Annotated in this window: 25 protein-coding genes; 13 read left to right on the forward strand and 12 right to left on the reverse strand. The window is 61.1% G+C overall.

Features of this window, described 5'->3' with window-relative positions; translation table 11 throughout:
* The first annotated feature begins 4 nt into the window (after positions 1-4).
* The 3 genes from lpxA to lpxB are packed head-to-tail and all read left to right on the forward strand — an operon-like array spanning position 5 to position 2,884.
* A complete protein-coding gene (gene lpxA / locus C1M53_RS26940; protein WP_129415081.1) occupies positions 5-838 on the forward strand; it encodes an acyl-ACP--UDP-N-acetylglucosamine O-acyltransferase in 834 nt (277 codons plus the stop codon).
* Positions 813-1,718, forward strand: coding sequence for a UDP-2,3-diacylglucosamine diphosphatase LpxI (gene lpxI / locus C1M53_RS26945; RefSeq protein ID WP_129415083.1), 906 nt, complete (start codon positions 813-815; stop codon positions 1,716-1,718). Before lpxA ends, lpxI begins: the two co-directional genes overlap by 26 nt.
* Positions 1,715-2,884, forward strand: coding sequence for a lipid-A-disaccharide synthase (gene lpxB / locus C1M53_RS26950; protein ID WP_129415085.1), 1,170 nt, complete (start codon positions 1,715-1,717; stop codon positions 2,882-2,884). The genes lpxI and lpxB overlap by 4 nt, the downstream gene beginning before the upstream one ends.
* 24 nt (positions 2,885-2,908) lie before the next feature.
* Here lpxB and C1M53_RS26955 read toward each other — a convergent pair whose 3' ends face one another.
* From C1M53_RS26955 to gltX, 4 genes are all read right to left on the reverse strand, one after another.
* Positions 2,909-3,370: a hypothetical protein gene (locus tag C1M53_RS26955; protein WP_129416382.1), complete on the reverse strand. Its 462-nt coding sequence runs from the start codon at positions 3,368-3,370 to the stop codon at positions 2,909-2,911.
* Between the two features lie 142 nt (positions 3,371-3,512).
* Complete coding sequence (locus C1M53_RS26960; protein WP_129416383.1) at positions 3,513-3,905, reverse strand: DoxX family protein; 393 nt, start codon at positions 3,903-3,905, stop codon at positions 3,513-3,515.
* Between the two features lie 279 nt (positions 3,906-4,184).
* Positions 4,185-5,474 (reverse strand): citrate synthase, encoded by a 1,290-nt coding sequence (gene gltA, locus C1M53_RS26965; protein WP_129415086.1) that lies wholly within the window; start codon positions 5,472-5,474, stop codon positions 4,185-4,187.
* A gap of 177 nt (positions 5,475-5,651) precedes the next feature.
* Complete coding sequence (gltX, locus tag C1M53_RS26970; protein ID WP_129415088.1) at positions 5,652-7,073, reverse strand: glutamate--tRNA ligase; 1,422 nt, start codon at positions 7,071-7,073, stop codon at positions 5,652-5,654.
* Between the two features lie 334 nt (positions 7,074-7,407).
* On the opposite strand from gltX, the gene C1M53_RS26975 reads away from it, so the two are divergent.
* Complete coding sequence (locus tag C1M53_RS26975; RefSeq protein WP_348630012.1) at positions 7,408-9,690, forward strand: ComEC/Rec2 family competence protein; 2,283 nt, start codon at positions 7,408-7,410, stop codon at positions 9,688-9,690.
* Between the two features lie 27 nt (positions 9,691-9,717).
* Here the strand turns inward: C1M53_RS26975 and lexA are convergent, their stop codons facing one another.
* Both lexA and C1M53_RS26985 read right to left on the reverse strand, forming a co-directional pair.
* Entirely contained in the window at positions 9,718-10,440 is a 723-nt protein-coding gene (lexA, locus tag C1M53_RS26980; RefSeq protein ID WP_129415092.1) for a transcriptional repressor LexA, read from the reverse strand.
* Between the two features lie 186 nt (positions 10,441-10,626).
* Positions 10,627-11,520 carry a LysR family transcriptional regulator gene (locus C1M53_RS26985; RefSeq protein ID WP_129415094.1) on the reverse strand — a complete coding sequence of 298 codons (894 nt, stop codon included), beginning with the start codon at positions 11,518-11,520 and terminating at the stop codon, positions 10,627-10,629.
* Positions 11,521-11,635: 115 nt separating this feature from the next.
* Here C1M53_RS26985 and C1M53_RS26990 point away from each other — a divergent pair, with 115 nt between their 5' ends.
* Together C1M53_RS26990 and C1M53_RS26995 are read left to right on the forward strand one after the other, a co-directional pair.
* Complete coding sequence (locus C1M53_RS26990) at positions 11,636-11,986, forward strand: antibiotic biosynthesis monooxygenase (RefSeq protein WP_245488304.1); 351 nt, start codon at positions 11,636-11,638, stop codon at positions 11,984-11,986.
* 264 nt (positions 11,987-12,250) lie between these two features.
* The gene (locus C1M53_RS26995; protein WP_129415097.1) at positions 12,251-12,604 is read left to right on the forward strand and encodes a DUF1236 domain-containing protein; all 354 of its coding nucleotides are present in this window, start codon (positions 12,251-12,253) and stop codon (positions 12,602-12,604) included.
* 76 nt (positions 12,605-12,680) lie between these two features.
* Here C1M53_RS26995 and glp read toward each other — a convergent pair whose 3' ends face one another.
* The 5 genes from glp to C1M53_RS27020 are packed head-to-tail and all read right to left on the reverse strand — an operon-like array spanning position 12,681 to position 18,105.
* Positions 12,681-13,886 (reverse strand): gephyrin-like molybdotransferase Glp, encoded by a 1,206-nt coding sequence (glp, locus tag C1M53_RS27000; RefSeq protein WP_129415099.1) that lies wholly within the window; start codon positions 13,884-13,886, stop codon positions 12,681-12,683.
* Complete coding sequence (gene moaC / locus C1M53_RS27005; RefSeq protein WP_129415100.1) at positions 13,886-14,371, reverse strand: cyclic pyranopterin monophosphate synthase MoaC; 486 nt, start codon at positions 14,369-14,371, stop codon at positions 13,886-13,888. The genes glp and moaC overlap by 1 nt, the downstream gene beginning before the upstream one ends.
* A 2-nt stretch (positions 14,372-14,373) precedes the next feature.
* Positions 14,374-15,186 carry an indole-3-glycerol phosphate synthase TrpC gene (gene trpC / locus C1M53_RS27010; protein ID WP_129415102.1) on the reverse strand — a complete coding sequence of 271 codons (813 nt, stop codon included), beginning with the start codon at positions 15,184-15,186 and terminating at the stop codon, positions 14,374-14,376.
* Between the two features lie 16 nt (positions 15,187-15,202).
* Positions 15,203-16,213, reverse strand: coding sequence for an anthranilate phosphoribosyltransferase (gene trpD / locus C1M53_RS27015; RefSeq protein WP_129415104.1), 1,011 nt, complete (start codon positions 16,211-16,213; stop codon positions 15,203-15,205).
* Positions 16,210-18,105 carry a SurA N-terminal domain-containing protein gene (locus C1M53_RS27020; protein ID WP_129415106.1) on the reverse strand — a complete coding sequence of 632 codons (1,896 nt, stop codon included), beginning with the start codon at positions 18,103-18,105 and terminating at the stop codon, positions 16,210-16,212. The genes trpD and C1M53_RS27020 overlap by 4 nt, the downstream gene beginning before the upstream one ends.
* A gap of 119 nt (positions 18,106-18,224) precedes the next feature.
* Between C1M53_RS27020 and tpiA the strand changes: the two genes are divergently transcribed.
* From tpiA to C1M53_RS27055, 7 genes are all read left to right on the forward strand, one after another.
* A complete protein-coding gene (gene tpiA, locus C1M53_RS27025; protein WP_129415107.1) occupies positions 18,225-18,992 on the forward strand; it encodes a triose-phosphate isomerase in 768 nt (255 codons plus the stop codon).
* Positions 18,993-19,133: 141 nt separating this feature from the next.
* The gene (gene secG, locus C1M53_RS27030) at positions 19,134-19,613 is read left to right on the forward strand and encodes a preprotein translocase subunit SecG (protein ID WP_129415109.1); all 480 of its coding nucleotides are present in this window, start codon (positions 19,134-19,136) and stop codon (positions 19,611-19,613) included.
* Between the two features lie 169 nt (positions 19,614-19,782).
* Entirely contained in the window at positions 19,783-20,166 is a 384-nt protein-coding gene (locus C1M53_RS27035) for a rhodanese-like domain-containing protein (protein ID WP_129415111.1), read from the forward strand.
* 99 nt (positions 20,167-20,265) lie between these two features.
* Entirely contained in the window at positions 20,266-20,544 is a 279-nt protein-coding gene (locus C1M53_RS27040; protein WP_129415113.1) for a DUF1905 domain-containing protein, read from the forward strand.
* A gap of 286 nt (positions 20,545-20,830) precedes the next feature.
* The gene (locus C1M53_RS27045; RefSeq protein WP_129415115.1) at positions 20,831-21,955 is read left to right on the forward strand and encodes a L,D-transpeptidase; all 1,125 of its coding nucleotides are present in this window, start codon (positions 20,831-20,833) and stop codon (positions 21,953-21,955) included.
* A 140-nt stretch (positions 21,956-22,095) separates the two neighbouring features.
* Positions 22,096-23,733: a CTP synthase gene (locus C1M53_RS27050; protein WP_281040909.1), complete on the forward strand. Its 1,638-nt coding sequence runs from the start codon at positions 22,096-22,098 to the stop codon at positions 23,731-23,733.
* A gap of 13 nt (positions 23,734-23,746) precedes the next feature.
* Positions 23,747-24,286 (forward strand): DUF1697 domain-containing protein, encoded by a 540-nt coding sequence (locus C1M53_RS27055; RefSeq protein ID WP_129415118.1) that lies wholly within the window; start codon positions 23,747-23,749, stop codon positions 24,284-24,286.
* Between the two features lie 90 nt (positions 24,287-24,376).
* On the opposite strand, the gene C1M53_RS27060 is transcribed toward C1M53_RS27055, so the two are convergent.
* Positions 24,377-25,825, reverse strand: coding sequence for an NCS1 family nucleobase:cation symporter-1 (locus C1M53_RS27060; protein ID WP_129415120.1), 1,449 nt, complete (start codon positions 25,823-25,825; stop codon positions 24,377-24,379).
* Positions 25,826-25,893: the final 68 nt, after the last annotated feature.

The following is a 25,893-nucleotide window of genomic DNA, read 5'->3' on the forward strand; positions in this document are numbered from 1 at the left end:
ACGCATGACAACCGAAACGTTCATTCATTCCGCCGCCGTTGTTGAGTCCGGTGCCCAGATCGGCGTCGGAGCCCGCATCGGGCCATTCTGCCATGTCGGATCCGATACGGTTATTGGCGACAATGTCGAACTGGTGAGCCACGTCTCCGTGCTGGGCGGAACGACCATCGGCGCCGGTACCAAAGTTTGGCCGATGACCGTGCTGGGCGGACCGCCGCAGAACACGAAGCACAAGGGTGGCCGCACGACACTGGTCATAGGGGCCAATTGCACCATCCGTGAAAACGTGACGATGCATCTCGGCACCGACAACAGCCGTGGCGAAACGACCGTTGGGGACAACGGCAATTTCCTTGCCTATGCACATATCGGTCATGATAGCGTTGTCGGCAAGAACGCGACATTCGCCAATGGCGCAACGCTTGGTGGTCATTGCGAGGTCGGCGACAATGTCTATATCGGCGGCCTGAGTGCCGTTCACCAGTTCGTGCGTGTTGGCGATAATGCTTTCCTGGCCGGCTGCTCCGCCTTCGTTGGCGATGTCATTCCTTATGCCATTGCCATGGGCAACCGCGCCAAGCTGCGCGGCCTGAATATCGTCGGCTTGAAACGGGCCGGTCTGCCGCGCTCCGAAATATACCTGCTTCGGCGCGCCTACCGCGCGATCTTCGATCCGTCGCGCACTGTTGCCGAGAATGTCGAGCTGGCCAAGGCCGAGTTTTCCGGTTCGCCAGCGGCGATGAAGATCATCGACTTCATTACCAGCCGTGGCAAGCGGCACTACACCGTGCCGCCGCTGAAGGGCGGGGCCGATGACGACGCCGACGACGACAGCTGAGGGCGGTAGCCGCCTTCAGCTCCCGCCGGACGCCAGGGTCGGTATCATTGCCGGTGGTGGCAGGCTTCCAACCGACGTTGCCGATGGGCTCAGCGAACAGGGGCATAAGCCCTTCATCCTGATGGTGCAGGGTGAGGCTTTGCCGGAGAGCGGGCTCGGGCAATTTGAGCACGAGGTGCTTTCGCTTGAGAACATCGGTTCGCTGGTCGGTATCCTGAAACGCCGCGGCATCACGCATGTCGTGCTCGCCGGCGAAATAAAGCGACGACCACGGCTTGGAGCCATGCGCTTCAACCTCGGTCTGCTAGCCGTTGTTCCTCTTGTTGTTTCCGCGCTGGCACGGGGGGATGACGGCCTCCTCAAGGTGGTGGTTCGCGGGCTCGAGGCGCGTGGTTTCATCGTTGTCGGGGCACATCAGATCGTCCCGAACCTGACGGCGGAAGAAGGGGCGTTGACCCGTCTTGCCCCGTCCAGGGCCGACTGGAAGGATATCGAGGCTGCACACGAGGCTGCGATCGCCATCGGCATGCTCGACATAGGGCAGGGTGCAGTGGCGATCGGCGGTCGCGCCATCGCGCTGGAGGGGATCGAAGGAACGGACGGCTTGCTGGCGCGCGTGAGAGAATTGCGCGGACACGGCCGGCTGGCCGGAAAGAAAGGCGGCGTGTTGGTCAAATGCGCCAAGCCTGGGCAAGAGCTCAGGGTCGATTTGCCTTCCATCGGCTTGCAGACAGTCGAGGGCGCTCACGCTGCTGGTCTGGCGGGCATCGCTGTGGAAGCTGGCCGCTCGCTGGTTCTGGATAGTGCGGCGGTTATTGCAAGGGCGGATGCACTCGGCCTTTTTGTGGTCGGCCTGCCAGCCAAGGAGCGGATCACATGACGGCTGGGCCGCTCAGGATCGCCATTGTGGCAGGTGAGGAGTCCGGTGATCTGCTGGGTGCCGATCTGATCGCTGCGCTAAAGGCAAAGACTGGTCGTGAGATCCGGCTCGTCGGTCTTGGCGGGCGTCATCTCAAGGCGCTTGGTCTGACCCCGCCATTCGATGCCAGCGAGATCGCGCTGATGGGCTTCAGTGCCGTGCTCGCCGGCTTGCCACGCTTGATCCGCCGTATCGGCCAGGTTGCCTCGCTGATTGCGACCGAAAAGCCAGACTGCCTTGTTACCATCGACAGCCCGGATTTTTCGCTGCGCGTGGCGAAAAAGGTACGCGCGGCCAACCCGACCATTCCGATCGTGCACTATGTATGTCCGAGCGTCTGGGCATGGCGACCGGGCAGGGCGCCGGCGATGAAACCATACGTCGATCACATCCTTTGCATCCTGCCGTTCGAGGCGAAGGCGTTGGAGCGTCTCGGCGGGCCGCAAGGAACCTATGTCGGCCACAGACTGAGCCACGATGCCAATGTGTTGCGTGCTGCTGCAACGCAGAACGCGCCTCGTGATCTTGGTGTAGACCGGGAAAAGACGCTCCTGCTTCTGCCGGGCTCACGGCGTGGCGAGGTGAAGAAGCTGCTCGAACCATTCGGAGAAACCGTCGCCGTGCTGGCCGAGCGCGGCCACAGGATGCGCTTGTTGCTGCCGACCGTGCCGCATGTGGCGGAGTTCGTAAAGGCTACCGTTTCGTCCTGGCCGCAACAGCCGGAAATCATCCTGGATGCGGCACGCAAATGGCAGGCGTTTGGCGAAGCCGACGCTGCGTTGATCGCGTCCGGTACCGTGTCATTGGAACTGGCATTGTCGGGCGTGCCGATGGTGTCGACCTACAAACTCGACCCGGTGGCGAAGTTGCTCCAGAAACTCATCACCACCTGGTCTGCATTGTTGCCGAACCTCATTGCCGACCGTGCGCTGGTGACCGAATTCTATGACATCTATGTGCGGCCGCAGAATCTTGCCCGCCAGATCGAAGCCTTGTGGTCGGACGGTGGTCTGCGTTCCTGGCAGAAGGACGGATTTTCCGAGGTGCGTCGTCGCATGGCGACTGACCATCCTGCGGGGGAGATCGCCGCGCAGGTGGTTCTCGGTGAGATAGGAAAGCGCCGCTAAGCCAGCAGTCGCGAAGCTGGCGGCTCAGCCTGCTGAGCCGGATTGGACGAGTTCGGCATTTTTCTTCCAGTCACCCGTCGTGTTCCACCAACGGTTAGGGTTCTTGCTGTCATCCAGGCCCCTTGATCGGCTGCCGAGGATCGACTGGATGCGGATTACGGGCTCCTGGTAGCTGTGGGCTTGAAAGATTGCCTCGACCACCTTCTCAGCCAGCTGTTGGTCCTCGGGTATTTCAAAAAATACTTCGACGACCCCGGGGCGCTTGCGGAGTTCAGATTCCGGCCCTGCTGCCGCGCCCTGCAGGGGGCGATAGCGTTCCATGCCCTCGGCGGTCTGATAGGAATTGCTGTCATATTTGCCCATGACGAGCGGGATGATCGCGGTGACGTTGGTCATGATACGATCGACGTCTTCCATTGGTGCCTGAAAAGTCACCAGCAGCATGGATTGCAGGGTGACGGACCGGGTCTCAAATGCGTTCAGCATCTCGGCATGCTCCGTGAAAAGAACCGAACCGAGAATAGCCATGTCCTCCTGACAGAGTTGAGTCAGGAGCCGCCGGTGCCGAAACGAAAACAGCCGGCCACGTAGCCGGCTGTCCATCGATGGTCGGAAGTTTGCGGTCTGACTACTTGTCTTTGCCAAGCGCCGCGTCGACGCTCCACGCGCCGGGACCAGCCGCGGCGATGAAGAGAAACACGAAACAGAAGAGCATGGCGGCTTCACCACCGTTGAGGACCGGGAAGAAGCCCTGCGGGGCATGTGCGATGAAGTAGGCGAATGCCATCAGGCCGGAGAGGATGAAAGCGACCGGGCGCGAGAACAAACCAATGATCAGCAACAGGCCCCCGATGATTTCCAGGACGGCAGCCGTCGTGGTCAGGCCATTGAGCGGGTAGGGGAATGGGGCCGGCCAGCCGAGCAGCTTCATGGTGCCGTGGGTCAGGAAAGTGGCTGCGGTCGTGATGCGCAGGATGCTGAGCAGCTGTGGTGCCCAGGACTGCAGAAAACCAAATTGCATAATATCCCTCAATATCTTGGTTGAATGGTTGCGGGTGATCTCAAATGCAGCGTGCGCTGCCAATTCCGCACCTAGCGGGGATTCGGGACATTAACCACCGGGCTCCGGTCACATGAGAGCCGCCTGAAATCAACTGTTGTTGAGGAAGTCGTGAGCTCGGCCGTGCGGCTGGCGCGCATAAATCGACCAAAAGAACCGCTTGCACCGCTTCTCTCGACGAAAAACCGCCCCTCATGCGGTGCATGAGAGGCGGCGAAACGTCAGCCTGGATGTGAACGATCAACGCTTGGCGATGGGCACATAGTCGCGCTCGGGCGCGCCGGTGTAGAGCTGCCGTGGGCGACCGATCTTCTGATGCGGATCCTCGATCATTTCCTTCCACTGCGCGATCCAGCCGACGGTGCGGGCGACAGCGAACAGCACGGTGAACATGGTGGTCGGGAAGCCGAGCGCCTTCAACGTGATGCCCGAATAGAAGTCGATATTCGGATAGAGCTTCTTCTCGATGAAATACTCATCGGTCAGCGCGATCCTCTCAAGTTCGATCGCAACGTCGAGCGTCGGATCGTCCTTGATGCCGAGTTCACCCAGCACCTCGTGCGTGGTCTTCTGCATGATCTTGGCGCGCGGATCGTAGTTTTTGTAGACGCGGTGGCCAAAGCCCATCAGGCGGAACGGATCATTCTTGTCCTTGGCGCGGGCGATGTATTCCGGGATGCGGTCGACGCTGCCGATCTCGGACAGCATGTTGAGCGCGGCCTCGTTGGCGCCACCGTGCGCCGGTCCCCACAGGCAGGCGATGCCGGCCGCGATGCAGGCGAAGGGATTGGCGCCCGAGGAGCCGGCCAGGCGCACCGTGGAGGTCGAGGCGTTCTGCTCATGGTCGGCATGCAGGATAAAGATGCGCTCCATGGCGCGCGCGAGCACCGGATTGACCTTGTACTCCTCGCAAGGCACGGCAAAGCACATATGCAGGAAGTTGGCGGCGAAATTGAGCTCGTTCTTCGGGTAAACGAAGGGCTGGCCAATGTGGTACTTGTAGGCCATTGCCGCTATCGTCGGCATTTTGGCTATGAGGCGCACGGACGCAACCATGCGCTGGTAAGGGTCGGAAATGTCGGTCGAGTCGTGGTAGAAGGCCGACAGGGCGCCGACCACGCCGCACATGACCGCCATCGGGTGCGCGTCGCGGCGGAAACCGGTGAAGAACCGGGTCATCTGCTCGTGCACCATCGTGTGGCGCGTGACGCGGTAGTCGAAGTCGTCTTTCTGCGCCTTGGTCGGCAGTTCGCCGTAGAGCAGCAGGTAGCACACTTCCAGGAAATCGCCGTGTTCGGCGAGCTGGTCGATCGGGTAGCCTCGGTGAAGGAGCACGCCGGCATCGCCGTCGATGTAGGTGATGGCCGACTCGCAACTCGCCGTCGATGTGAAGCCGGGATCGTAGGTGAAAGCTCCGGTCGTCGAATAGAGCGCACCGATGTCGATAACGTCCGGACCGACCGAACCGCTTCGGACCTTGAACTCGTGCGTCTTGCCGTCGAGCTCCAGTTTTGCCGTCTGTCCGGTCATCGCAAACTCCTTCTTGTTCCCTTGTCTGCAGGCCAAGACGGTCCGCTACGCGGAACGCCACAAGCCCTTGAAATGCACGAGATTACAGCCGCCGGAATAGTTAGGGCTGATTGATCCGGCGGCAATGTTGCACCGCAAAAGAAACCTTTCAATGCTAAAGTTCTTGGACCAGAACTCCTAATCGATTTGATCCGCGATGCGAGCAAGACTTTCGTCACGACCAAGCACGGCCAGTACGTCGAAAACGCCCGGTGAGGTGCTGCGGCCGGTCAATGCCGCGCGCAAAGGCTGCGCCACCTTGCCGAGCTTGACGCCCGCCGTCTCGGCATAGGCACGTACCGCGGCTTCGGTCGTGGCGCCGGTCCACTCACCAAGCGCCTGGAAATGGCCGAGCACGGCTTTGAGAACAGCCTTGGCGTCAGCGTCGAGCAATGAGGCTGCTTTTTCGTCCAGTTGCAGCGGGCGCTGGGCGGCGATGAAGTAGAGGCTGTCGGCCAGTTCCACCAGCGTCTTGGCGCGTTCCTTCAGGCCGGGCATCGCCTGCTGCACCTGGACTTTCTTCTTCTCATCCAGCTGAGTGGCCAGCGCTTCGCCGTTGGGCAGATGAGGCAGCGTATCGAAAAACACCTTGGTCAGCGCTGCATCATCCATGCCGCGCATGTGCACGCCGTTCAGTGCCTCGAGCTTGGCAAAGTCGAAGCGGGCAGCACCCTTGTTGACGTCGGAGATATCGAACCACGACACCATCTGTTCGATCGACATGACTTCATCATCACCATGGCTCCAGCCAAGGCGGGCAAGATAGTTGAGCAGCGCCTCCGGCAGGTAGCCCATGGCGCGATAGGCCTCGACGCCGAGCGCGCCATGACGCTTGGACAGCTTTGCGCCATCCGCGCCGTGGATCAGCGGGATATGCGCCATCTTCGGCACATCCCAGCCCATGGCACGGTAGATGGCGGTCTGCCGGGCAGCGTTGGTCAGGTGATCGTCGCCCCGGATGATATGGGTGACACCCATATCATGATCGTCGACCACGACAGCGTGCATGTAGGTCGGCACGCCGTCCGAGCGCAGGATGATGAAATCGTCGAGATCCTTGTTGGGAAAGCGCACCTCTCCCTGCACGAGATCGCTGACAACGGTCTCGCCTTCGCGCGGCACCTTGATGCGGATCGCACCTGCCACACCCTTCGGAGCCTCGGAAGCATCACGGTCGCGCCAATGGCCGTTGTAGCGCGGCGGTAGTCCCTGCGCGCGGGCGGACTCACGCATGGCATCCAGCTCGGCTGGCGTCTCATAGGCATAGTAGGCCTTGCCCAGCCGCACCAGTTCCTCGGCGACTTCGCGGTGGCGGGCGGCACGCTGGAATTGCGAAACGGCCTCGCCGTCCCAGGTCATGCCCAGCCAGGTCAATCCTTCGAGGATGGCGGCGGTGGCGGCGTCAGTCGAGCGCTCGCGGTCGGTATCCTCGATACGCAACAGCATCTTGCCATTGGTGTGCTTGGCATAGAGCCAGTTGAACAGCGCCGTACGTGCACCGCCAATGTGCAGATAACCGGTGGGAGAGGGAGCGAAACGGGTTACGACCTGATCGGGCATGGAACTCTCGGGAAGAAGCGCGGGAGCGCGGACTTTCGTTGTTTGGGCGTTCATGTAGCATAGGAGGTCAGGGGCGCAAGGGGCAGGCCCGATGGCTGGACCGGGGAGGGTTGGGCGAGGGGGCGCTGATGCCGAACAAGGCATCAACGAGCGTCTTCTGTTCGCGTCTTCCCCGGTGAATGACGGTCAGGCTGCGGCAGCATCGCCTGACACTCGGCCGATCAGAAGGTCATCGCCGCTCGATGATCTGATCTCTGCCCCCCGGCATCCTGGTTCCGATGCCGGGGGCATGCCTCCAGGCGACCGGCAATGGCCGACAACCCGCTGGCAAGATTTGCGAAAGCTGATTGGCAGAGACCTGTTCGCCAAGGCGATCGCATTGGAGTTCGATCGCGGCATGGCGTTCCTGTTTGCGCCGGTTTTTCTCGGGGCGGGGGCGACGATCTACTTCTCCCTCGATCACGAGCCGGCCTTCGCGCAGTTGATTGCAGGCTGCCTCGCCCTCGCTGTCGTTGCGCTGCTTTTGCGATCCCGCCCTGCCGTGCATCTCGCAGTGACGACCGCCCTGTTACTCGTACTCGGCGTCCTCGCCGGAAAGGTCGAGACGTGGCGCATGCCGGGCGGCATGCTGGCAGCGCAGGTGTCGACCAGCGTGACGGGCCGGGTCGTTTCGGTCGAGCCGATGGCCAGTGGACGCACGCGATTGACGCTCGACGTCATCGACACTGAAAGACCCAAGCTGCGCTATCAGCCTGAGCGGGTGCGGCTATCGGCCTTGGCAATGCCGGCCGATATCCGCGCCGGATCGATCGTCTCCGGCTATGCCCGGCTGATGCCGCCTGCCGGCCCGGTGCGGCCCGGCGGCTATGATTTTTCCTTCGAAAGCTATTTTGATGGAATCGGCGCGACGGGCTTCTTCATGGGAAAGCCCAGGGTTGTTGCACTGGAGGGTTCCACGCCGCTCTCGACGCGGCTGTCGGTTGCCATCGAGACTGCACGCGAAACGATTGCGGATCGCATCCGTGCCTCGATTGGTGGGCCGGAAGGTGAGATCGCTGCGGCACTGATCGTCGGCGTGCGCGCCGGCATTCCGGACTCCGTCAATGAAGCGATGCGAAGGACGGGCATCTATCACATCATTTCGATTTCAGGCCTGCACATGGCATTGGTCGCAGGAACCGTGATGTTCCTGCTACGCGGCGCTTTCGCGCTGTTTCCGGATTTCTCGGCGCGCCGGCCGGTCAAGAAATATGCTGCCTTCGCAGCCCTTTGCTCCATATCCGCCTATCTCGCGATCTCCGGGGTGGTGGTGGCGGCGGAGCGCAGTTTCATCATGCTGTCGGTGATGTTGATCGCTGTTCTGTTCGACCGAGCGGCGCTGTCGATGCGCAACCTGGCGATCTCGGCGATGATCGTGATCCTCACCGCACCGCATGAAGTGGTCGGTCCGTCTTTCCAGATGTCATTTGCCGCGACTGCTGCCCTGATCGGCGCCTACGCGGCTTGGGCGCAGCGGCGTGAAGTCATGCCTGCTCCCGCGCCGCAGGCGCGCTCGTTCGCCGGTTTCCTCGCGCACAAGTCGCTGATAGCGGTTGCTGGCATGGCTGCGACCTCGATCATCGCCGGGCTTGCCACGGCACTGTTCGCGGTCTGGCATTTCCAGCGGGTCTCGCCCTTGAGTCTGTTCGCGAACCTTGCCGTGATGCCAGTGGTTTCGTTTGTCATGCTGGCTGCCGTTCTCAGTGCGATTGCCATGCCGTTTGGCGCCGATGGCCCGTTTCTCTATGCGATGGGCAAGGGACTGACGGTGATGATGGCGATCGCGGACTGGATTTCGGTACGCTCGCCTGTCGATGGTGTTGGTCTCGTTTCGACGCAATCGGTGCTCTTCGTTGCCGTAGCGCTCGCCATCGGTGCGATGGCGACGACATGGCTGCGCTTGCTGGCGGTGCCCTTTGTGCTGGCCGGCCTGGTTGTCATGGGCAATGTCGAAACGCCCGATGTGTTGATCTCGGAGGACGCGCGTCTCGTTGCCTTGCCAATCACCGGTGACGAGCTTGCTGTCAGCCGGGCGCGACCCAATCCATTCACGCTCGACAACTGGCGCCGGGCGCTCAACGTAGAAACGACGATCCTGCCGGAAGATGTTTCGAATGACGCTGAACTGACTGTCGAAAATGCACTCGACATGCCGCCTGGCATGCCATTCCTGTGCGCTCGACGGATGTGTTTCGCCCGCCACATGTCGGGTGCGGTCGTCGTAACGGCGGCTAGTGCCGACATCGCCAAATCGGCCTGCGGGGTCGCGTCGCTCATTGTCATCGACGATGCAACTGCACCTGACCCCTGCAACGATCCGGCAGTGTTGGTTGTCACCAAGCAGGATCTCGCCCGCGTCGGCAGTGCAGCCGTACGCTTCGATTCTTCGGCTGATAAGCCGGCTAACATCCTGTTCGCGCTCGATATCAAAGACCGGCCCTGGCATGCCCAGCGAGGATTTACGCGCGAGGCGAGAGGATTGCCGCCTCGCCCTGAAAAAGCGTTCAAATCCAAGCCAAGACCGACAAACTCGAACCGCTCCGCCTATTCCGACAAACCGGTCTTCAGAAAGCTGTAGTCGGCTAAATTTCCTGGCTGCCTGCGCTCAATAACGGCGGATCAATCCAACCAGTTTACCCTGCACCTTGACCCGGTCCGGTCCAAAAATCCGTGTCTCATAGGCAGGATTGGCTGCCTCCAACGCGATCGAGGCACCCTTGCGGCGGAAACGCTTGAGTGTAGCCTCTTCCTCGTCGACCAGTGCGACGACGATTTCGCCCGGATTGGCCGAATTGGCGTTGCGGATGATGACCGTATCACCGTCGAAAATGCCAGCTTCGATCATGGAATCGCCTTTGACCTCCAGAGCATAGTGCTCGCCCCCCGAAATCATGTCCGGCGGTACGGAAATCGAATGGGTACGGTGCTGGATCGCGTCGATCGGTACACCGGCAGCAATGCGTCCCATGACGGGGATTGAAACGGAAACCGCGACGTCGTCGTCGTTGCTGGGCGCCTGCAGACGTTGCGGTTCCTTGGGCACGGGACGCCCCAGGCTGCCCTGGATGACTGCCGGCGAAAACTTCTTGGCCGCGTTGAGGCCGGGAGCAATCGAATCCGGCAACCGTAGCACTTCCAGCGCGCGAGCCCGGTTCGGCAATCGGCGGATGAAGCCACGCTCCTCGAGAGCAGTAATCAGCCGGTGGATTCCGGATTTGGAGGCCAGGTCCAGCGCCTCCTTCATTTCGTCGAAAGAAGGGGGGATTCCACTTTCCTTCAGCCGTTCATGGATGAAGAGCAAGAGCTCGTGTTGCTTGCGTGTCAGCATCGCCACCCTCCGTGGAACGGAACCGGAATCAGAAAAACAAACCCGGAACAAACACTATCTGTTCCATTTGTGTTCCGCAACCATTTAAAGTTTAATGAATTTGTTGACGCTTTGTTCAGCGTGGCGAGAAGGCTGGCGGTTCTCTGTTGCGAGATCCCACGTCGCCGGCCGCCAAAAGATACTGTCTCATCCTTGCTCGGCAAATAGATTTTCAGCCATGTAATCCACGAACACCCGCACTTTGGGCGAGAGGTGGCGATTTGTCGGCCACAATATTCGGAACGTACCCGTTTCGCTGAGATGATCCGTCAGCAGTGATACCAGCGTGCCTTCGACCAGTTCCGCAGACACGGCGAACGGCGGCAGGCAGGTGATACCGAAGGAGCGCTCGGCGAGGTAGATCAGTGGCTCCAGCGTGCTGGCAACGGAGGTCACGGGAAGATCGAGTTTCAGGTCGCGACCGCTGCGCACGAGGGGCCAGGGCTCGAGCCGCCCCGAATTCGCGTAACGATGATGGAGACAGCGGTGATTGAGCAGGTCCTCCGGCACTTCGGGCGTACCGTATTTGGCGAGATATTTCGGTGCCGCCACGATTTTGTGCCGAAAAGTGCCGAGTTTGCGGCTCATCAGGCGCGTGTCCCGTATGTCTCCCGTGCGGATCACCGCATCAAAGCCCTCTTCGATGACGTCGACCAGCCGGTCCGTAAAATCAAGGTCGAGATTGATATCCGGATATTGTTCCATGAAGGCCGATATGGTCGGCATCAACAGCATGCCTGCAAGCGGCAGAGAGACGCGAAGCTGTCCTCGGGGGCTCGCCTGCGATCTCGAAAGCTGGATCTGCGCTTGTTCGTATTCCGATTGAATGCGCCGGCAGGTTTCGAGGAAGAAACTTCCTTCTTCGGTCAGAGCCATGCTCCGCGTCGAGCGGTGAAAGAGGCGGGCGCCCATTTCGTCTTCGAGCCGGGCGATCGCCTTGCCTACGGCCGAGGCTGTGAGGCCGAGCCGTTGTGCTGCGCCGACAAAGCTCCCGGCTTCCGCTACCTGCACGAAGATGCCGAGTGTTCCAAGTTTGTCCAATTGCGGAATTTTCTTCGTTAGTAATGAGATCACACGAATATTTATCTGCCTGTTTGTCCTGAATATCCAGAGGTCGCCGCGGCAAGAAGGCCGCGATCGTCAGATGGAGACACTTATGAACGAACTCACCGCAGGTTTTTCAGCATCCCCTCAGCCGACGACCTTCGTCGTCAACGTCATCCATGCCCATCCGGGGAAACAGGAAGAGGCTTTCGCCATTATCCAGGACGTCGTGCATTACGTGGCCGAGCGCAAGGAAGGCTTTCTCTGGAGCACACTCGCCAGGAGCACCGATGGTGAAACCGTCGTCAATGTGGAAGCGATCCAGGGCGCCGGCAATGTCGATGAATTTTTCTCCGATCCTGTGTTCGTGGAGAAATTCCGGAAACTCGACACCGTATCGAAAAGCGAATTCCACACCTACACGGTCGATGATCTTGTCTTGCCGAAGCGCTCAGTGGAGTGATCGTCAGGTGAACTGCTCGAGGTAGCGCGTCCAGTCTTATCACTGCCGCTGACAGGATATCGGGAGCCAGCCGCGGTCAGGAGTCTGCATGGTTAGTGCTTCAGTCCGAACAGAGTCTGTTGTCGGCTCCCGGTATTGTTTCAGAGACCGCTGCCTCGGGTCTGGTTCGCACAAAGTTGCCGCAACAAGACCTTAATTCATTGGGAACGGGCTAAAGCGATCCGCATTCTCCTTTCGAGCAATCGTGCTTGAAAGGAGAGAACGATGAGAACGCTTCTTCCCATGTATGCCGTTTGCGCAATGCTCGCAGGCGTTGGCGCCACCTACGCACAGGATACCGTGTTGGTTCCCGAAACGCGGACCGTGGTGGTCCCCGAAGCACGGCCCAATGCGATCGTGATCCAACCGGAGCAGAAGACCGTCATTCGCGAATATGTCCACAAGAATCCGGTGGCTTCGATCAATGTGCTGGGCTTGGAGCTCAATCTGGGCTCGAGGGTGCCCGAGACAGTAACGCTCTATGAGGTTCCCGATACACGCTATCGCTACACTGTCATCGACAACAGGACAGTTCTCGTGGATCCGGAAACCCACGAAATCGTCGAAGTCCTGAATTGATGCGATGTTCGAACCCTGGCTGACGGAAGTCAGCCAGGGTTTTCGCTATTGGTACCTCACTGCCGGAACGCCGGGATCAGCGCAGCATCAACACGCTGCAGGCCGAGCCGGCCTCAGCTGCTGCCGCATATGGCGCCCGAATGATCAAGCCATTGGCCTCCGAGAGAGTTCGGAGCATCGAGGAATCCTGCACGCCAAACGGGGTGGCCGTTAACGTATCGCCGTCCTGCTCAATCCGGGCACGGATGTAATCCTGACGGCGGTCATTGGCCCCCATGTTGGTCGCGAGTCGCGCTTCGCGAATGTTCTGGCTGAAAGGTCTTCCACCAAGCCGCGCAAGCAAGGGTTTCAGGAAAAGTTGCGAACAGACGAGACTCGCCACGGGATTCCCCGGCAGCCCGATACAGCGGATTGCCCCCATGCGGCCGAACATCAGCGGTTTTCCGGGCCGCATGGCGAGTTTCCAGAAATCCAATGTCATGCCTTCACCGGTCAGGACCTGATGGACGAGATCATGGTCTCCGACGGAAGCGCCGCCCAGGGTGACGATCACGTTGGCGCCAGCCTCGACTGCCTGCCGTACGGCAGCAGCGATTGCGTCCCTGTTGTCGGGGGCGATGCCAAGATCCAGCGCATGCGCGCCGACAGACTGGGCGGCGGCTGCCACGCCAAAGGCATTGGACGAGATGATCTGATCCGGCCCTGGCGTACTGCCGGGTGGAAGCAATTCGTCGCCGGTGGCGATGATCGCGACCAGTGGGCGGCGCACCACGGCAAGGGCGGGATGGTTGGCGGACGCGGCGAGCGACAGCGCGGCGGCATCGAGAACCCGGCCCTTGCTGAGCAAGACGTCGCCGGCATTGAAATCCAGGCCTTTGCGACGGACATTGCGCCCTTCGGACGACGGCTCCTGAACCTCGATGGTACCATCGCCGAGATCGCGTACGTTTTCCTGGATCACGATGGTGTCGGCTCCCGCGGGCAGAGGTGCGCCGGTAAAGACGCGCACCGTCTCGCCGATGCCGACTGTGCCCTGGAACGCCCGACCTGCGGGCGCGCTGCCGATCACTTTCAATCGGACCGGCGTTGCCGCAACGTCCGCGGCTTTCGTCGCATAGCCATCCATGGCGGAAGCATCGAAAGGTGGCTGCGTGCGCAGCGCCGCCAAAGGTGCCGCCAGCACGCGATCAAAGGCGTCCGCCAACGCGACGGTCTCCGCACCGAGCGGTTCGGCATCGCTCAGCAGTCTCTGCAACGCTTCTTCGACCGGTACCAGCGACATCAGGCACCCGCCTTGTAGTCGCCGGACTTTCCGCCGGTTTTCTCTACCAGCCTTATGCCGGAAATGGTCATGGCGCGGTCTATTGCCTTAGCCATGTCATAGATGGTGAGACAGGCGACTGAGGCGGCTGTCAGCGCTTCCATCTCGACGCCGGTCTTCCCGGTGACGCGGGCAAGTGCCGTAACCTTCAATCCTGGCAAGGCATGGTCCGGCTCAATATCGACCGAAACCTTGGTCAACAGCAGGGGATGGCAGAGCGGGATCAGTTCATGCGCCTTTTTGGCGGCCATGATGCCGGCGATGCGGGCGGTTCCCAGCACATCGCCTTTCTTGGCGTTTCCGTCCAGGATCATGGCCAGCGTCGCAGCCTGCATCGAAACGAAACCTTCGGCCACCGCGGTGCGCACCGTTTCGCCCTTGTCGCCGACATCGACCATGTGCGCCTCGCCCTGCGCACCAAGATGGGTGAGGGCGTTCCCGGACATCTTCAGACGGCCTCGGCTTTGGCGTCGAGGCCGAGCAACTCGCGCGTTGCCGCCGTCACGTCAGCCTGCCGCATCAGGCTTTCGCCGACGAGGAAGGTGCCGATACCGCTTTTTTCCATTCGGAGGCAATCGTCATGGGTGAAGATGCCGCTTTCGCTGACCAGCAATCGATCGGCCGGCACCATCGCCGCCAGCCGCTCCGAGGTTTCGAGACTGGTCTCGAACGTGCGCAGGTTGCGATTGTTGATGCCGAGCAGGCGTGACCTGAGTTTCAAGGCGCGCTCCGTCTCTTCCTCGTCGTGCACTTCGACCAGCGCGTCCATGCCGAGCAAAAAAGCGGTATCTTCAAGCTCTGCAGCCAATTGATCATCGACACTTGCCATGATGATGAGGATCGCATCGGCGCCCCAGGCGCGCGCTTCGTAAACCTGGTAAGGATCGAACAGGAAGTCCTTTCGCAGTGCCGGAAGAGCGACAGCCTCGCGGGCCGAGGTCAGGAACTCAGGCGCACCCTGGAATGAAGGTGAATCGGTCAGCACCGACAGACAGGCAGCTCCGCCTGCCTGATAGGCTCTCGCCAGAACGGGCGGGTCGAAGTCGGCGCGGATCAAACCTTTGGACGGACTTGCCTTCTTGATCTCCGCGATGAGCGCAAAGGCGCCGGCAGCTCGCCTGGCTTCGAGTGCGGCCAGGAAACCGCGCGGACGGTCGGCGTCGGCAGCGCGCGCCTTGATCTCGACGAGTGGCAGGCGCGCCTTGGCGGCGGCAATCTCTTCGCGCTTGTAGGCTTCGATCTTTCGCAGGATATCGGCCATTGTCGTCGGTCCTGACCTATTCGTTGGAAACCTTGACCAGCGTTTCCAGCACTGCCCTGGCTTTGCCGGTGTCGATGGCTGTGGCGGCCTGTTTCACCCCGTCTTCCAGAGTTGCCGCCCGGCCGGCCACCACCAGGCCTGCACCGGCGTTCATCAACACGGTATCACGATATGCACCCGGTGCGCCGGAAAGCAGTCTGCGCAGCGCCTCGGCATTGTAGCTGGCATCGCCACCGCGCAGGTCCTGCTTGGTGTGGCGTTTCAACCCGACCATCTCCGGCGTCAGCTTGAAGGTACGGATCGCACCGCCAACCAGCTCAGCCACGTCGGTCTCGCCGGTCGTGGTGATTTCGTCATAGCCGTCGCCATGCGCCACCCACGCGTGATCGGCACCAAGTGCCTTCAAGGCCTCCGCCACGGGAACGATCCATTCCGGGGCGAACACGCCGACCATCTGGCGGCCTACGCCCGCCGGATTGGAGAGGGGGCCAAGCAGGTTGAAGATGGTGCGGGTGCCGAGCTCGCCACGCACCGGGCCGACATGTTTCATGGCCGGATGATGCGAGGGGGCGAACATGAAGCCGACGCCTGCCCTGGCAATGCAATCGCCGATCGCTTCGGGCGTGAGGTCGATCTTGATGCCGAGGCCGGTCAACACGTCGGCCGAACCAGTCTGCGAGGACAGGCCACGATTGCCGTGTTTGGCCACAGGTACGCCGGCACCTGCTATGACGAAAGCGGATGCCGTCGAAATGTTGAGCGAATGCGAGCCGTCCCCGCCGGTGCCGACGATGTCGACTGCTCCGGCTGGGGCCTCCACGCGCAGCATCTTGTCGCGCATGGTGGCCACCGCGCCGGAAATTTCGCTCACGGCCTCGCCACGCACACGCAGCGCCATCAGGAAGCCGCCGATCTGGCCGGGCGTCGCATCGCCCGACATGATGATGTCAAAGGCCTCGCGCGCCTCCTCGAAGGACAGCGTCTTGCCCGCTGCAACCTTGGCGATATGAGGCTTCAGCGCACTCATTGGATCTGCTGAGCCTGCTCGATCGCCACCTGGTCGACCTTGACGCTGAACTGCGACTGCAACTGTGCGACCATCTCCTCCAGCAGGTCGTCGGACATGCCGGATGCGAAGGACTTCTTGACGTCGTCGGGAACCGCCGACGCGTCGGCGGCAGCCGGTTCGAACACTTCCGCCACCTTGAACAGGATCTTGGCCGTACCTGTCGGGGCAGCGACGATGCCGGAGCCACCTTCGGCGACGGCGAAGGCAGCGGTGGTGCCTTCCTTGCCGAAGTCGGCGTCGTCGGCTTCACGCTTCAAACCGCGCTTCGTCTGCTTTTCGAGCTTGAGTTCGCCGGCGACGGTATCGAGGGTGGTCCCAGCCTTGACGCGCTTTTCCAGTTCGTCCGCCTTGGCCGCAAGCCGCTTTTCAGCTTCGGCCTCGGTCCAGTCGGCGATTACCTTCTGGCGCACTTCGTCCAGCGTGCGATCACGCGCCGGCGTGACGCCGTTCAACTCGTAAAAGACATAGCCGTTGTCGGCGGTGGTCAGACCTTCATTCTCGATGCCCTGTTCGGCGTCGAATATGGCGCGGATCAAAGACACGGATTCCGGAAGGCCGGTCACCACCGTACCGTCCGGCCGCTGGCCAGTCCGGTCGATGGCCTCGATCGGGACGACCTTCAGCTTCAGCTTGTCGGCGGCTTCCTGCATGGTCGAGCCGCCAGCACGTGCATCCTCATAGGAATCGTGTGTATCGAGCAGGATGCGGCTCGCTTCGTTGACGGCCAGTTCCTTGCGGATCTGATCGGAGACTTCGGCCACCGACTTCACCACTTCCGGCTTGATTTCGGTGACGCGAAGCAAGACCGGGCCAAAGGCACCCTTGACGACCGGGCTTACCTCATTGGCCTTGAGTGCAAAGGCGGCCTCCGCCACGGCTTTGTCGGCGATCTTGTCCTTGGCCAACGTTCCAATCAGCGTGTCGGCAGGCGTCTTGCCTTCGGCTGTCACCAGCTTGTCGAAGGTCGCGCCGCTGCGCAGCGAATCGAATGCTGCGGTTGCCGCTTCGGGTGACTTGAAGACGAGCTGCTCGATCGTGCGCGTCTCCGGCGTCGTGTAGCGGGCCTTGTTCTTCTCGTAGTCGTCCTTGATCTGCTGCTCGGTCACCGCGGAGAGGTCCATGATGTCCTCCGGCTCGAGGCGGACATAGGAGAACTTCCGGTATTCGGGGGCAGCATATTTCTTCTTGTTGGCCTCGAAATAGGTGCTGAGATCGCTGTCGGACGGCGCCGGGATCGGCTCGACCAGCGACTTCGGCAGGACCAGATAGTCGATGGTGCGGTCTTCGCCGCGATAAAGCGCAACAGCCTTCAGGAACGTGTCCGGCGCCTGCATGCCGTCGGACACTGCTTCGACGATCTGCTGGCGGGTCGCCACCTGCACGCGGTTCTTCAGATAGTCTTCCGGCCGCATGCCGATCTGGCGCAGCACGTAATCGAACAGGCGGCGGTCGAACTGGCCATTGCCGCCCTTGAAGGCTGGGTCGTCGCGGGTGAGTTCGGCAACGCGATCCTCGGAGAGGCCAAGGCCAAGCTTGCGGGCCTGCTCATCCAGCACCGCGCCTGAAACAAGTTGCACGAGCACGCGGTTGTCGACGCCGAGCGCCTTGGCCTGTTCCCGCGTCAGGCGCTGGCCGAACTGCTGCGACATGACATTGAGCTCGCGATCGTAGGCGAGGCGATATTCCGTGACGGAAACGGACGTGCCGCCCGTCGTCAGCACGCTGTGGTGCCCGGCAATGGTGCCCATCATACGGCTGGAGATGCCCCAAACAGCGAAGCTGACCACCAAGAGGGAGAGCAGGGCTTTCGCGACCCAGGTTCCCGCCGCGCTTCGCAATGTAGAGAGCATGATGATGTCCGTATTTGAAGTAAGCCAAGCGCAATAGCGTCCTTCAGGCCTACTGTCGATTGCTTTGTGGCCGGTTTTTGGTAGGGAAGGCGCGAACAGAACGATCGGAGAACCGCAGAATGACGCCAGGTATACGTCCCCTTGTGGCAGGCAACTGGAAGATGAACGGGACCGGCGCTTCGCTCGGTGAACTGCGTTCGATCAGCCAGGGCTTCATGAGTGGCCTGGACACGGAGACCGATGCACTTGTCTGCGTTCCGGCAACGCTGCTTTCGCGTGCCGCCGAGGCGGTTGCGGGCACTCCGGTCAAGATTGGCGGCGAAGATTGCCACAGCAGGGAAAACGGTGCGCATACCGGTGATATCTCGGCGGAGATGCTGAAGGACGCCGGTGCCAGCCATGTCATCGTCGGACATTCCGAGCGTCGCACCGACCATGGCGAGGATGATGCGACCGTCCATGCCAAGGCAGAAGCCGCCTGGCGCGCCGGTCTTGTCGCGATCATCTGCATTGGCGAGACCCGCGAGCAGCGCGAGCAAGGTGCCACACTCGATATCCTGTCCCGTCAGGTTGCCGGTTCGGTGCCCGCGAGTGCGACGGCTGTGAATGCTGTCCTGGCCTACGAGCCTGTCTGGGCCATCGGTACCGGCTTGACGCCGACCGCAGGTGATGTCGCCGAAGCACACGCCCATATCCGCGCGAAACTTGCCGAGAAGCTCGGGGCAGTCGAAGCCGCAAAGATTCGCATTCTTTACGGGGGGTCCGTCAAACCTTCCAATGCAGTTGAATTGCTGGGGGTTGCCAATGTCGACGGGGCGCTGGTCGGCGGCGCCAGCCTGAAGGCGGCCGACTTTCTCGGCATCGCCGAAGCTTATCGGAGCCTCTAGGAACCCGGTCGGCGGTTGCAAAGGCAACCCCGATCCCCATATTCGGGTGCCGGGCTTGGAAATGCCACGAAAGCATTGTATGAGCCGCCACCTGTTCACCGGTCGCCGCTGGTGTCCGAGCCAGTTTTGCCAAGGTAGACAATGCAAACCGTCCTGATCGTCATCCATCTCATGATCGTGCTCGCGCTTGTCGGCGTGGTGCTCCTGCAACGCTCGGAAGGTGGCGGTCTCGGCATCGGTGGTGGCTCGGGTTTCATGACCGCGCGTGGTGCAGCCAACGCGCTGACGCGGGCAACCGCGATCCTGGCGGCGGCATTCTTTGCCACCTCTCTCATCCTTTCGATTTTCGCCCGCTATGGCGGCAAGCCGACCGACTTCCTGGATCGTGCTCCGATCACGCAGCAGACGGGTGGCAAGGGCGTCCTCGACCAGCTTCCGGGCAACACGACGCCGGCTGCACCGGCCGGCAGCACTGCTCCGACCCCGCCGTCGGGCGATGCTGCCAAGCCGCAGTCGACGCAGCCTGCTGCACCTGCCAACGGTGCTGCTACTCCTGCGGCCAACGGCGCGACGGCTCCCGCGACACAGCAGCCTGCTCAGCCGCAGGTTCCAAACCAGTAAGAATTGGACGGAAGGCTTTCCGTCATGAACGCCTGCCAGGCCGACCGGTCCGGCGGGCGTTTTCGTTTTTGGCGATGACTTGTCCTCAAGGCGTAAGCCTTTCGAGGGGCTATCCAGAGGTCAAGGGTCCTACTAGGCTCCGTGCGGTTCGTCCCGGAGGAGCCTGGCAGTGCCAAGCAGTATCAAAGAGATGATGGCGTCCGCGAATGCGGCGGTGCCGAAGATTACGGCGGATGAGGCTCGAAAACTTGTTGCCAGTGAGGGTGCCCTGGTTGTCGACGTGCGCGACGCGCCGGAAGTCCTGTCCAGCGGCAAGATCAAAGGTGCAATCAACATCTCGCGCGGCATGCTCAAGTTCCGCGCCGACCCGGAGACGCCCTATCGCAATGCGGAGCTTCGCAAGGACCGGCCGCTCATTCTCTATTGTGCTTCGGGTGGGCGCTCGGCGCTGAGCGGCAAGGTGCTCAAGGACATGGGCTACCAGAAAATCTATAACCTCGGCGGTTTCAAGGATTGGGCCGAAGGCGGTGGCGATGTTGAACCAGATGCTTAGCTGGAGGCCGCGGCGCTCGCCGAACGCCTGAAATCTTCTGCCTCTTGTCGGAACGATGGCACATCGCGCGTCCTTGGTGAAACCCACCGGGAGGTTAGAATGGGACAATTTCTCGACACATCCTTTGACGCGCAGATACGCAAAAGCGTGACCAAAGGCGGCTGGACCTATGTCATCTGGCCGCATTCGGCTGAGTTTTTTGGGACGCGGGGGTTGGTGAAGGTTCGTGCAACCGTCGATGGCGTCGCGTTTCAGAGTTCGTTCATGGCGCTCGGGGATGGCAATCACAAACTGCCGCTGAGGGCCGAGCTTCTCAAGGCGATCGGCAAGCGTGCCGGCGATTGGGTCGCGATCACGCTGAGCGAACGCCTGAATTGAGCCGGTTAGCATTTTCCCGGGATCGAGCGGAAACGTGGTGTCCCGATTGGGCACAGTCGCTGAGGAAGTAACTGTCGGCACGGCACAGTAACACTATTACCTGTTGTTCCTGGAACACAGTTGGCGCAAATGCGATGCCATCACGAAGATTCGATCTTGCACCGTGGACAAAGCGGCTTGAGCGGTCGCCACCTGTTCGATTATAGCGAAATTGCGGCAATTGCGGTGCCTTGAGGGCGCCGCCTGTTGCCGTGGGCAACACGATTCTTCTGGACGGAACTTCGCCATGCGGCTTCGCAGTTTCATTCTCGCCGGCCTTTGTGCCGCGCTCACCATCGGTGCGCCTGCCTATGCGGCGGCACCTGCCAACCCGAAGGCAACCAAGGCCGACAGCGCCAAGACCAAAAGCGCGGCCGTCGAGCTGAAGCAGCTCAAGAAGAAAAAGAAACCGACCGACGCCGATCTCGCTCGTATCGAGGATCTGGAAAAGCAGGTCCTGGTAGAGCGTGCTCTCGCCAAGGAAAAGGCGCTCGAGGCTCGCAAAATGGCGATGCGCGAGGCTGCCAAGGTCAAGGCTGAAGCTGCCCGCCAGGAATTCCTGACCAAGAAGGGCCAGAAGCCGGTCATCCAGTCGGCTGAGCCGGTGGAGGACGCCAAGCAGGCAAAGAAACTGGTCAAGCTCGAACTCGCCAAGCCAATCGAACCGATGCCGGCGGTGGTAGAGGAGCCGCTGACGGCGGAAGCTGAGGACGTTGTTGCCAATGGCAACAATGGCGAGCTGCGCAGTGAGCCGCGTGCCGGCGAAGCCCGCCCGCGCAACAACAACGGTCTGTTTGCCGGGCTGTTCGGCGGCAATGCCGGTTCGTCCTCGATGTCCATGCTGCCGCAGACGCGGGCGCTGGACGCTGTCATGGACAAGAAGTCGGCCAAGAAGCCGTTCAAGGTGAAGGCGGAATATGAGCCGCAAGAGGTAACTTTCACCGGTTATGAGCCCGGCACCATTGTCATCAACACCGCTGAACGCCGTCTCTATCTGGTTGAATCCTGGTCCACGGCCCGTCGTTATGCGATCGCGGTGGGCAAGGAAGGCCTGCAGTACAAGGGCGACACCACAGTTGGCGACAAGCAGGAATGGCCGCGCTGGATCCCGACGAAGGACATGCAGGAACGTGAGCCGAAGAAGTACGGCCAGTACAAGGACGGTATGCCCGGCGGCGGCATGAACCCGCTCGGCGCGCGCGCCATCTACCTCTATGACGGCAAGAAGGACACGCATCTGCGCATCCACGGCACCATCGCTCCGCAGACGATCGGCACCAGTTCCTCCAACGGCTGCTTCCGCATGATCAATGATCACGTCATCGAGCTCTACAACCGCGTCAAAATGGGCACCAAGGTCGTCGTCCTGTAGCGCGGTACGAACAAATGGCGGAAGGGCCGGCTCCAGCCGGCCCTTTTGTTTTGGCTGCAACCCGGCCAAGCGAGTAGTTCCGGGAAAAACCACGCGCGGCGGTTTTTCCACTGGCGGAATCGATCAGGCCGCGCTAAGCGATGGTTCCCATGGCGCGATATGTATTCATCACCGGCGGCGTGGTTTCTTCCCTTGGAAAAGGCATAGCCGCAGCGGCTCTCGGAGCCCTGTTGCAAGCGCGCGGTTACCGCGCGCGCATCAAAAAACTCGACCCCTATCTCAATGTCGATCCTGGCACGATGTCGCCTTACCAGCACGGTGAGGTGTTTGTGACGGACGATGGCGCCGAGACCGATCTCGATCTCGGCCATTACGAACGCTTCACCGGTCGTTCAGCAAACCAGAACGACAACATCACCACCGGCCGCATCTACAAGAACATCATCGAGCGCGAACGCCGCGGCGACTATCTCGGTGCAACCGTGCAGGTCATTCCGCACGTCACCGACGAGATCAAGAACTTCGTCCTCGACGGCAACGAGGACTATGACTTCGTGCTGTGCGAAATCGGCGGCACGGTGGGCGACATTGAAGCGATGCCGTTCCTGGAAGCCATCCGGCAGCTCGGCAACGACCTGCCGCGCAACAATGCCGTCTACGTACACCTGACGCTGATGCCCTACATTCCGGCAGCTGGTGAATTGAAGACCAAACCGACGCAGCACTCGGTCAAGGAACTGCGTTCCATCGGCATTGCGCCCGATATCCTCCTGGTGCGTGCCGACCGGTCGATCCCGAAGGAAGAGCGCCGCAAGCTGTCGTTGTTCTGCAACGTGCGCGAGTCGGCCGTCATCCAGGCGCTTGACGTCGGACACATCTACGACGTGCCCATGGCCTATCACAACGAAGGACTGGACACGGAAGTGCTCGCTGCCTTTGGTATCGAGCCGGCGCCGAAGCCGCGCATGGAGCCATGGCAGGGCGTGGCGGAACGCATCCACAATCCGGAGGGCGAGGTTACCATCGCCATCGTCGGCAAATATACCGGCCTCAAGGATGCCTATAAGTCGCTGATCGAGGCATTGTCGCATGGTGGTCTGGCCAACCGCGTCAAGGTCAAGCTCGACTGGATCGAAAGCGAGGTCTTCGAGAAGGAAGACCCGGCACCGTTCCTGGAAAAAGTGCACGGCATCCTGGTGCCTGGCGGCTTCGGGGAACGCGGCTCGGAAGGCAAGATCCTGGCAGCCAAATTCGCCCGCGAGCGCAAGGTGCCGTATTTCGGCATCTGCTTCGGCATGCAGATGGCCTGTATCGAGGCGGCTCGTTCGCTGGCAGGCATCGAAAACGCCTCGTCGACGGAATTCGGCGCGACCAAGGAGCCGGTCGTCGGCCTGATGACGGAGTGGTTGAAGGGCAACATGCTGGAGAAGCGGCAGGCCGCCGGCGATCTCGGCGGCACCATGCGCCTCGGCGCCTACGATGCACGGCTGGAAGCCGGTTCCAAGATCGCTGCGATCTATGGCGATACCGACATTTCCGAACGTCATCGCCATCGCTATGAGGTCAACATCGACTACAAGCAGCGACTGGAAGACTGCGGGCTGGTCTTTGCCGGCATGTCTCCCGATGGCGTGCTGCCGGAGACGGTCGAATATCCCGACCATCCCTGGTTCATCGGCGTGCAGTACCATCCGGAGCTGAAGAGCCGTCCGCTGGATCCGCACCCACTGTTCGCCTCTTTCATCGAGGCGGCCGTCGAACAGAGCCGGATGGTTTAACAAGGGCAGGGCGGTGCGGACCTATATTGCGCTGCTCTATTCCATTGTGCTGACACCGCAGCGTCGCGTCGTGATGGCCGATCTCAAGGCGATGGCCGAGGGGCTGGGATTCACCAACACGCGCACGCTCGCCGCCAGCGGCAACCTGGTATTCGATGCGCCTGAAATGCCGATAAGGGAACTGGAGAACCAGCTCGAGGCGGCATTTCCAGATGCCTTCGGTCGGCATGTCGACATCATCGTGCGCGATGCGGCCGGCTGGCCTGCATTCGCAGCGGGTAATCCGTTTCCGCAGGAATCAGCCGAGACGGCGGATCAGGTCGCTGTTCGCGTCATGCGTCAGCCGGTGCCCGCAACGGCGCTCGATGCGCTGGAGTCCTATGCGGCGGCGGACGAGAAGATCGCACTGGTGAATGGCGATATCTGGATCGTCTTTTCGCGGGAGAGACCGAATTCGCGTCTGCTCGGCGCGGTTGGCCACAAGCGGCTTGGTATCGGCACTTCGCGCAACTGGAACACGGTGCGCAAGCTGGCCGATATGGTAGAACTGTAAGCTCAGGCTTACAGTTGATGTCCAATGATCTCGACCAATTCGGAATGAACGACGCGCGCTCTTGCGAGTGCGCGCCGTTGTCTTGTCCCGTCAAGCTCTTGCCGGCACCCGTACCGAGGTGGAGCGCAGGACATAGTAGATGATGCCGGCGATGGCGACGCCGAAGAACCAGCCATAGACACCCCACCATGAAGGTAGCCAGTCGGTGAAGTTGGGCAGGATCGACGAGAAGATGGCGCCGATGCCCGCGGCGATGAAGGCATTGACATGCCAACCACCCTGGAACCGGAACTCTCCGTCCTCCCGGTAGAGCGCCTCGACGTCGACCTCACCTTTCCGGATCAAGTAATAGTCGACCATCATGACGCCGAAGATCGGTCCCATGGTGGCGCCGATGATGCCGACAAACGTAGCGGCGCTGCCTTCCCAGGGGGCGAATGGGTAGAGCGCCAGGGCGATCAAGGCCGCGATGTAGCCGCCTTTCTTGAAGTCGATCTGCTTCGGGAAGACGTTGGCAAAATCGAAAGCCGGCGAGACGAAGTTCGCCACCACATTGATGCCAAGCGTGGCCACGGCAAAGGTCAGCGCTGCCAGCAGCGCAAGGAACCAGCTGTCGAACTTGGCCGAGATCTGGTCTGGATGCAGCAGAACTTCACCATAGACATCGTAGGCGGCAATGGTGGTTACACCTGCAACCAGCGAGAACAGGATAAGGTTGACGGGCAGGCCCCAGATGTTGCCCTTGCGCAGGGCAGCCTTGTCTGGCGCGTAGCGCGCGAAATCGCAAAAATTCAGGTAGAGCGCCGAGAAGTAGGTAACCCAGATGGCGGCCACCCCAAACAGCGCCGTCCACGAGCCGGGATCGCCCGGAATGCCGGCATCCTTGGTCTTTTCGCGCAAGACATCCAGCGGGATATCGCTCGTGAAGGCGAATTTGCCTGATTTCACACAGAGATAGACGGCCAGGATCAGCATCATCACCCACACGGCCGGACCGGCCCAGTCCTGGAACCGGCGAACCGTTTCCATGCCTTTCTGGATGATGAGCAACTGCAGCGCCCAGATCACGACGAAACAGATCACCTCCAGTGTCGAGTGGCCGAGCATGTGGCTGCTCTGGTGGAAGGCAAGCATGCTTTCGTTGCGGACAAGCAATGCGACGATGGCACCGGAAGCCGCAGCGGTCTGCGCGCCGTACCAGAAGCAGGCCACGATGGCGCGTACCAGTGCCGGTATATTTGCGCCCCATATGCCAAACGACGCACGCGCCAGGACCGGGTAAGGTACTCCGGTCTTGACCCCGGCATAGCCCACCATGTTCATCAGCGCGTAGATGATGAGCGAGCCGATGCCGATCGCGACGATGAAGTTGAGAAACCCGCCGCAGAACAGAAACAGGCTGGCAGCGAGATAATAGCCCCACAGGCTGTGGACGTCGGACGTCCAGACGTTGAAGATCGAGAACGGTCCCCAGTTGCGGACCTTGGCAGGCGCGAGGTCCTCATTGTAGAGATTGGGTGAAGCACCGGGTATGGTCATAGCAGTCCCCTCTCATGACCTTGTATTTTTTGCGGAAAGGTTATGCCTGCCGCAGGGGAAGGGGAAGA

This window comes from Mesorhizobium sp. Pch-S, from assembly GCF_004136315.1.
Classification (GTDB): domain Bacteria; phylum Pseudomonadota; class Alphaproteobacteria; order Rhizobiales; family Rhizobiaceae; genus Mesorhizobium.